Below are 8,016 nucleotides of genomic sequence, written 5' to 3' on the forward strand. Positions count from 1 at the left end.
GAAAGCGCACGTTTGTTGTGCGTCGGCGACGAATTGCCTGCTGAAGGTCGAGACCAGCGCTTGTGAATTGACCATGAATCAGAAGTGGACTGTGGTTGGTATGTCGGCTTGAGGGTTTTGGCCGAGGTTGGCCGTGCGTGCGCGCCGGGACAATGGCGCATCCCATCCGAGCGATTCGATGACAGACAACTCCCAGGGCCTGCGCCGCACGGCGGGGCGGCAGGCATGAGGCCGATGCCCTGCGCGTCGGCGGCCGATGCGCCACAGCTCAAGGAACTGCTGGAGCAACGCGCCGAGCCCCTGCTGCTGAAGGGCCTGGTGGCCGACTGGCCCGCCGTGCAGGCCGGGCGGGCGACGGACTTGGGCATCTGCGACTACCTGCGCCGCTTCGACCGTGGCGTGGAGGTCATGGCCACCAAGACGCGCGCGGCGGCGCGCGGTGTCATGGGCTACAACGACGCGCTGACCGACTTCGCCTTCGTCAAGGCGCGCATGACGCTGCCCGAGTTCATGGCCAGCCTGCAGGCCTACTTGGCCGTCGACGGCGCGCCGTCCATCGCTGCGCAATGCGCCAAGGTCGGCGAGGTCATCCCGGGCTTCCTGGCCGAGAACACACTGCAGGCCCTGCCCGGCGTCGTGCCCAACTTCTGGCTGGGCAACGCGCTGACGGTGCCGGTGCACCACGACCACCCCTACAACCTGGCCTGCGTGGTCGCCGGGCGCCGGCGCTTCACGCTGTTTGCGCCCGAACAGGTGGGCAACCTCTACATCGGCCCGCTGGAGCACACGCCATCAGGCGCGCCCATCTCGGTCGTGCACCCCAAGTCGCCGGATTTCGAGCGCTACCCGCGCTACCGCGAAGCGCTGGCCTCAAGCTGGGTGGCCGAGCTGGAGCCGGGCGACGCGCTCTACATCCCGCCGCTGTGGTTCCACCAGGTCGAGGCGCTGGAGAAGGTCAACGTGCTCATCAACTATTGGTGGCCTGTCGCGAGTGACTCGCGGCAGGCGCAGCTGCCCGCGCCGTCCGCCGCGTTGATGCAGGCCATCCAGGTGTTGAACGCGCTGCCGGCCGCCCAGCGCGACGCCTGGGCGGCGATGTTCGATCACTACGTGGTGCAGCGTGAGCAGGAGCCCGCGGCGCACATCCCCGAGCCCTGGCACGGCGTGCTGGCGCGGCGGCGGTGAACGGAGCCGGAGCCGCATGCAGCCGATGAAGGAAGTCCACGGCATCACGCGCGAGCGCTTCGAGCGCGACGTGGTGCCTGGCTACGAGCCGGTGGTGATGCGGGGCGCGGTCGGGCATTGGCCACTGGTGTCGCAAGGGCGCGCGGGCCTGGAGCCCTGCCTGCAATACCTGATGGGTTTCGACGGCGGCCAGCCCGTGGATGCCGTGCTGGCCAAGCCCGAGCCCACGCGGGCCTTCGGCTACAAGCCCGACCTCGACGGCTTCAACTTCATGCGCGACAAGCGGCCTTACGCGGCCTTGTTCGAGCAGCTCTGGCGCTACAGCCACTTCCCCGACCCGCCCAGCCTGGCGGCGCAAAGCGCGCTGGTGTCCGAGGCCTTGCCGGGCCTTGAGCGGGCCAACGTGCTGCCGCTGCTGGACGCCGCCATCCCGCCGCGCATCTGGATCGGCAACCGCGCGACGGTGCCGGCCCACTTCGACGACTCGCACAACATCGCCTGCGTGGCAGCCGGGCGGCGCCGCTTCACGTTGCTGCCGCCGCATTGCGCGCCAATGCTCTACCTCGGCCCGCCGGACTACGCGCCCACCCCGGCGCCGATGTCGGTCGTGCCCGACCTGCACAGGGCCGACCCGGTGCAGTTCCCCTTGCTGGCCGAGGCGCTGCAGCAGGCCCGGGTGGCCGAGCTGGAGCCGGGTGATGCGATCTACATGCCGCCGCTGTGGTTCCACCAGGTCGAGTCACTGGCGCCGCACCTGAACATCCTGCTGAACTATTGGTGGCGACCGCTGGCCGCACCCCAGCGCCCCGACGACCTGCACCTGGCCGCACTGCGGCTGGCCATGCTGGCCTTGCGGCATCTGCCCGACGGCGAGCGCGAGGGCTGGCGCGCCTTGTTCGGGTACTACGTGTTCGGCGCCCGCGGCGAGGGGCTGGCGCACATCCCCGAGGGGCAGCGCCACCTGTTCGGGGACATCGACGCGGCGGCCGATGCGGCGGTGCGCCAGGACATCCTGGACCGGCTGAAGCCCTGACGCTGCGCCGAGCCGCCCCAAGCCAGCCGCCATCCCCTCGGGGATCGGCCGATGTACCCGTCGGCCGAGGGGCTGACGTGCCTTACCAGGTGTAGATCTGCAAGGCCTTGTCGCCCACGCCGGGCGGTATGTCTGCCAGCAGCTCGCGGTGGTCCGGGAAGTTGGACGCGCTGCGGGCGACGAAGTCGTCCACCGCGGCCAGCTTGTGGCGCGCCTGGTGCTCGGTGGGCGGCTGCAAGTCCTCGGGGTCCGGGAAGATGCCCATGCCGGCCAGCAGCGCATACCAGGACACGGCCGGGTAGCCGCCGCCGATGCGGCCCGCCTTCAGCGCGGCGACCAGCGGCTTGCGCGACATCCACGTCATCAGCACGCCTTGCAGCGAGTCCGACAGGTGCATGTTCTCGGCGTTCTGGCGCCAGTAGTCGGTGTCGGTGCGCGAGTTGGTCTTGTAGTGCGCCACGATGTAGTCGCGGGTGTTCTCGAAGCGCTTGTGCATGGCCGCGTTGAACTGGTCCTGCGCGGCGGTGCCGAGGTCGCCCTTCTCCAACACCTCCACCAGCATGGACGCCGTGACCTGCACGAACAGCAGCGCCGTGGCCTCCAGCGGCTCGATGAAGCCCTGCGACAGGCCGATGGCCACGCAGTTGCGGTTCCAGACCTTGGCCATGCGGCCCACGCGCATCTTCAGGTGGCGGGCCGGGATGTCGGCATCCAGCAGGCCCAGGTGCCGGCGCAGCTCGGTCTCGGCCTCGTCCGCCGAGCAGTGGGCACTGCTGTAGACGTAGCCATTGCCCTGGCGCTGGGTCAGCGGGATCTTCCACGCCCAGCCGTGGGGCAGCGCGGTGGACACGGTCTGCGACTCCAGCGGGCCGTCCAGCGGGGTGGGCAGGGCGACGGCCGCGTCGTTGAAGAGGTTCTCGCCGAAGCCGATGAAGGGCGTCTGCAACGCCTTGCCGATCATCAGCGACGCAAAGCCGCTGCAGTCGACGAAGAAGTCGGCGGCCAGCGTTTCGCCGTCGTCCAGCTGCAGGCGGTCGATGTCGCCACGCTCATTGAGCAACACCTGCGTGACGTGGCGCTGCAGGTGGGTCACGCCGCGCTGCACGGCCTTGGCGCCCAGGAACTGGCCCAGCAACGTCGCGTCGAAGTGATACCCGTACCAGACGTCGAACGGGAAGTTGGCCTGGGCGCGCGGGCCGCGGGCCTGGCGCGCCAGTGCGGCCGACACGAAGAAGCGGTCGGGATGGGCGTAGACGTCCGCGCCATCAAGCCGTGCATGCACGTTGTCCACGAAGGGATGCATGGTCATGTTGTCCAGCATCGACACGAACGGGTGGAAGTAGCGCTCGAAGCCGGGCTTGGTCGACCAGTCCTGGAAGGTGATGCCGCTCTTGTAGGTGGCGTTGCAGGCGGGCATCCACTCGGACTCCTCGATGCCCAGGATCTCGAAGAAGCGGCGCAGCCACGGCGTCGAACCCTCGCCCACGCCGATGATGCCGACCTGGGGGCTCTCCAGCACGGTGACCTTCAGGCGCGGGCCATAGGCCGTGGTGGCCAGCATCAGCGCCGTCATCCAGCCCGCCGAGCCGCCACCGACGACGCAGACATGCTTCACGGGCGGTGGCGCGTCGGTGCTGCCCCCGAGTGGACGCGCGGCGATGTACTGGTCGATGACGGTGGCGGTGTCGCTCATGGGGCACTCGAATGGAGAAAGGGGAGCGTGGTCTCCACGCTCCCCTTTGATTGTGTTCACCTGTGACTGCTGCCGGAACCCGAGAGTTCCAGCAGAGCCGGCCGGGATCAGAACTTGACGCGGGCGGTCAGGTAGAACTGGCGACCGTTCTTGTAGATGCCGCGCGGCTGCACGTCCGAGGCGTAGTACTTCAGCTTCGGGTCGTTCAGGTTCTGCCCGTCCACGCTCACCGAGAAGTTGTCGCTGAACTTGTAGCCCAGCGAGGCAGACAGCACGCCGCTGCCCTTCTGGAAGTAGTCGGTGGCGCGGTCGGTGCCGATGAAGATGTCGTCGGTGTAGCTGTAGTTCACGCGCGCCGAGAGGTGGTCGTTCTCGAAGAAGCCGCCCACGGTGAACGAGTTCTTGGTGTTGCCGCGTAGCACATGGCCGTCCTGGTCGCTGCCGTCCGCGTAGGTGTAGTTCGCCATGACGCCGAAGTTGCCGGCGATCGGCGTCTCGAACGCGAACTCCAGGCCCTTGACCGACGCCTTCTTGTTGGTCAGGCCGGTGACGACGAACTGGCGGTTGACCAGCTGTTGTGCGCCGCCTTGCTGGTTGGTATTGCCCAGCAGGACCGGGTAGGTGCCGGTGAACGTGCCGTTCGTGATGTAGGTACCGAGGCGCATGTAGAACGCACCGGCCGACACGAAGGCGCGCGGCGCGAAGTACCACTCGACGTTGGCGTCGAAGTTGCTCGATCGCACCGGCTTCAGGTCGGGGTTGCCGGCCGTGCCGCCGCCGATGGCATTGTTGTCCAGGAACATGCCGGTCGTGGTCAGCGACGTGAATGCGGACAGGGCCGTGTAGTCGGCGCGGGTCACCGTGCGGCTTGCGGCCAGGCGGGCCACGATGTCCTTGGCCACGTCGATGCGCACGCTGGCGCTGGGCAGGATGTCGGTGTAGGTGCGGTCGGCCGTCGTCGCGGTGAAGTTGCCGAACGCGGACGCCACGTCGACGGTGTCGGTCGGCAGGCTGTTGCGGAAGGCGCCCGAGCTTTGCTTGGTGCGAACCGCGCGCAAGCCCACGTTGCCGCTCCAGTTGTCGCCTTCCAGGTTGCCCTGGATGTAGGCAGCGGTGGTGGTTTCCTTCACGCTGTACTCGCCGCCGTCAAACGGCGAGCGGCGGGCGATCGGGTCACGGTTGGTGACACGGCTGTTGTACTCGGCCAGGGCCTCGGCCGAGATGTAGGTCAGGGCGGTCGGGAAGCCGCTGCCCAGGCCGCTGCCGTAGTTGCCCGGATAGGACTGGCTGAAGGCGGGCAGGGTGTAGGGCGACAGTTGCGGCGCATCGTTGCCGTTGGCGTCGGCGCAGGCGCTGGGCTTGCTCCAGTCCCAAGGGCCGACGCGGTACGGCGTGCCGGTGGCGCAGCCCGGGCCCTGGTTCAGCGTCGCGTCGGTGTAGCGCTTGTGCTCGGCACCGCGCACGCCGAACTTCAGGCTCTTCAGCACGCCGGCTTCCAGCGTGTACTCGCCGTCCACCTGGGCCCAGCTTTCCTTGTCGTGCACGATGACGTGCTGTGCGCCGAAGATCCAGTCGAAGCCCAACGTCGGGTTCGTGAAGCTGAAGGCGGGCGCGGCGTCATTGCCCTGCAGCGCGTAGCTGGCCTTGGTGGTGGCGATGTGCGGCTCGACCACATCCTGGCTGACGGTCTGGCCCTTGCCCTTGGACGTGCCGGCGTTGACCGTCAGCGTCAGCGAACTGTTGACCTTCAGCGAACCGTCCAGGCTGAAGAAGTTGCTCTCGGCGGCGGCCTTGCGCGAGATCATGTCGTAGTAGCCGGCCGTCGACGGCGTCGCCCAGCTGAACGTCGCCTTGGTCAGCGTCTTGTTGCCGTTGTTGTCGGTGGCAATCGCGTAGTCCGAGATCGTCGAGCTGTTGATCAGCCCGGCGCGGGGTGCCATGAGGTAGTTGCGGTTGTAGTTGTCCGCGTCCATCTTGGACGAGAAGCCCGTCAGCGTGATGTCCAGGTCTTGCGTGGGCTTGAACTGCGCGCGCACCAAGCCGCCCTTGCGCTCACGCTCCTGGGTGAAATAGGCGGCGCCGATCAGGTCGGGGGTGTAGACGCCGTTCAGCTCGGGATGGGCTGCGACCAGCAGCGGCGCATTGGTGCTGTCGAGTTTGTTGATGAAGCCCAGCGTCTCCACGCCGTCGCGGCGCAGGCTGCGCTTTTCCGAGAAGGCCTGCACCAGGATGCCGAAGGTCTTGGCTTCGTTCTTCCAGTTCAGCAGCGCGTTGAGCTGCGGATCGGTCTTCTTCGGCAGGTCGGCGTACACCGCGCCCAGGCCCGCCTCGAAGGTCAGCGCCTTGGAGAACTCCAGCGGCTTGCGGGTGATGATGTTCACCGAGCCAGCCGTGCCGCCTTCCACCAGGGAGGCTTCCGAGCTCTTGCGCACTTCCACGCGGCTCACCAGTTCGGAAGGCAGCAGCGAGTAGCTGACGCTGCGGCCCACGCCGGCGCCGGTCTGGTCCAGCACGAACCAGTCGCCGTTGGCGATGCCGTGGCCGTCCAGCAGCGTCTGCGTCAGGCTGGGGTTGGTGCCGCGCAGGCCGACGCGGTCGCGCTCGTCGAAACCACCGGAGCCACCGGCCGGGCTGTTCAGGATGGTCACGCCGGGCACGCGGGCCAGCGAGTCGGCCACGTTCTTGTCGGGCATCTTGCCGATGTCTTCGGCCGAGATGACGTCGATGTGGGCGTCGGCATTGCGTTTGACGGCGAGGGACTTCTCCTGCGACGCGCGGATGCCGGTCACGACGACCGTTTCCAGCGAGGCCGGAGCCTGCTGCTGTGCCATGGTGACGCCGCTGGCGCCGAGCAGGGCGATGAACACCGCCTGCGAGATGGGGGTCTGCTTGACCTTCATGTGACGTTCCTCGTTGTGGCCAATGAAATTGGGGCGGCGGTCGCAGCTTCGGATTGGTTGCATACCACCTCAAGTCCGGTCGTCGCTGTGGTCTGCATTCACCACGGCTTTCAACCAGTGTGATGCCACTGTAACGAGTGATAACGCCACTTTGCTACCAATTTCGTGTGGGTAGTTTCCCGAGTGGTATGCAACCACATGGTGCACATGGGGCGCTCCCTCTCTGGGAGCGCGCGTAGCTGCATCAAGGTGGCATTGAATTGGTATCTTTCATCAAGCTGTCATCTGTTGTGGGCGGGCGACGAAGGCGTTGCGTTGGAATACCAGTTGGCGAATTCCGCGCCCTGGGTGGTCGCAGACTGGCCTTGTTGGGTGCTGAATTGGTTCTGTTGGACTGGTCGCGTTGGCCGCGCGCGAGCGCGGCGGCGAATCGCTGAGTGGCGTGTCGCGTGTCGCCGTGGCGCGCGCTGGCGGCGCTTCAGTGTCGACTGGCTTGTTGCCGGCGCTTTGTTGCGCCCCGCTCGCCCTGTGCTATAGTTGCGGGCTTGCCTCAGGAGGGGTGGCCGAGTGGTTAAAGGCAGCAGACTGTAAATCTGCCCGCATAGCGTACGCTGGTTCGAATCCAGCCTCCTCCACCAAAGCTTGCTCGCGCAAGCCGAGGTCAAGGCTCCCAGGGCGGGAGTAGTTCAATGGTAGAACCTTAGCCTTCCAAGCTAATGACGCGGGTTCGATTCCCGCTTCCCGCTCCAACCCGGGCGGCTTGGTCGGCAAGCGTCGACACCGGTTTGCCGGCTGCGGGCTCGAAAGAGTCGCCGTCAAACCCGTGCCGATGCCCATGTGGCTCAGTGGTAGAGCACTCCCTTGGTAAGGGAGAGGTCACGCGTTCGATCCGCGTCATGGGCACCACAGATTTTCTCTTTTCTTCTACTCGTTTCAACGGGTTCGCCTCAGGAGCGCAAGATGGCAAAAGGCAAGTTTGAACGGACCAAGCCGCACGTGAACGTGGGCACGATTGGCCACGTTGACCATGGCAAGACGACGCTGACGGCAGCGATCGCGACGGTGCTGTCCAAGAAGTTCGGCGGCGAGGCCAAGGCCTACGACCAGATCGACGCAGCGCCCGAAGAAAAGGCCCGCGGCATCACGATCAACACCGCCCACGTCGAGTACGAGACGGCCAACCGCCACTACGCGCACGTTGACTG

General features: G+C 66.8%; 5 protein-coding genes and 3 tRNA genes. 6 read left to right on the forward strand and 2 right to left on the reverse strand.

Annotation, left to right across the window (positions count from 1 at the left end; genetic code table 11):
* The first annotated feature begins 225 nt into the window (after window positions 1-225).
* Window positions 226-1,185, forward strand: coding sequence for a cupin-like domain-containing protein (locus AC1D29_RS29025; RefSeq protein WP_477904167.1), 960 nt, complete (start codon window positions 226-228; stop codon window positions 1,183-1,185).
* A 16-nt stretch (window positions 1,186-1,201) separates the two neighbouring features.
* Window positions 1,202-2,218 (forward strand): cupin-like domain-containing protein, encoded by a 1,017-nt coding sequence (locus AC1D29_RS29030; RefSeq protein ID WP_477904169.1) that lies wholly within the window; start codon window positions 1,202-1,204, stop codon window positions 2,216-2,218.
* Between the two features lie 82 nt (window positions 2,219-2,300).
* Here the strand turns inward: AC1D29_RS29030 and AC1D29_RS29035 are convergent, their stop codons facing one another.
* On the reverse strand, window positions 2,301-3,911 hold the full coding sequence (locus tag AC1D29_RS29035) for a tryptophan halogenase family protein (RefSeq protein WP_477904171.1): 1,611 nt from the start codon (window positions 3,909-3,911) through the stop codon (window positions 2,301-2,303).
* 107 nt (window positions 3,912-4,018) lie between these two features.
* Window positions 4,019-6,811 carry a TonB-dependent receptor gene (locus tag AC1D29_RS29040; protein ID WP_477904173.1) on the reverse strand — a complete coding sequence of 931 codons (2,793 nt, stop codon included), beginning with the start codon at window positions 6,809-6,811 and terminating at the stop codon, window positions 4,019-4,021.
* A gap of 553 nt (window positions 6,812-7,364) precedes the next feature.
* Here AC1D29_RS29040 and AC1D29_RS29045 point away from each other — a divergent pair.
* The 4 genes from AC1D29_RS29045 to AC1D29_RS29060 form a co-directional block, all read left to right on the forward strand.
* A tRNA-Tyr gene (locus AC1D29_RS29045) sits at window positions 7,365-7,449 on the forward strand.
* A gap of 37 nt (window positions 7,450-7,486) precedes the next feature.
* Window positions 7,487-7,560, forward strand: a tRNA-Gly gene (locus tag AC1D29_RS29050).
* 82 nt (window positions 7,561-7,642) lie between these two features.
* A tRNA-Thr gene (locus AC1D29_RS29055) sits at window positions 7,643-7,717 on the forward strand.
* 54 nt (window positions 7,718-7,771) lie between these two features.
* Window positions 7,772-8,016, forward strand: a 245-nt coding sequence (locus AC1D29_RS29060; protein ID WP_268169286.1) for a GTP-binding protein, incomplete at its 3' end; no start/stop codon positions are given.

The sequence above is a fragment of the Roseateles sp. P1_C6 genome (assembly GCF_056406315.1).

Bases quoted from the DNA above. Each gene is read 5' to 3' on its own strand.
- AC1D29_RS29025 (WP_477904167.1), top strand. From the start codon at position 226: ATGAGGCCGATGCCCTGCGCGTCGGCGGCCGATGCGCCACAGCTCAAG.
- AC1D29_RS29030 (WP_477904169.1), top strand. From the start codon at position 1,202: ATGCAGCCGATGAAGGAAGTCCACGGCATCACGCGCGAGCGCTTCGAG.
- AC1D29_RS29035 (WP_477904171.1), bottom strand. From the start codon at position 3,911: ATGAGCGACACCGCCACCGTCATCGACCAGTACATCGCCGCGCGTCCA.
- AC1D29_RS29040 (WP_477904173.1), bottom strand. From the start codon at position 6,811: ATGAAGGTCAAGCAGACCCCCATCTCGCAGGCGGTGTTCATCGCCCTG.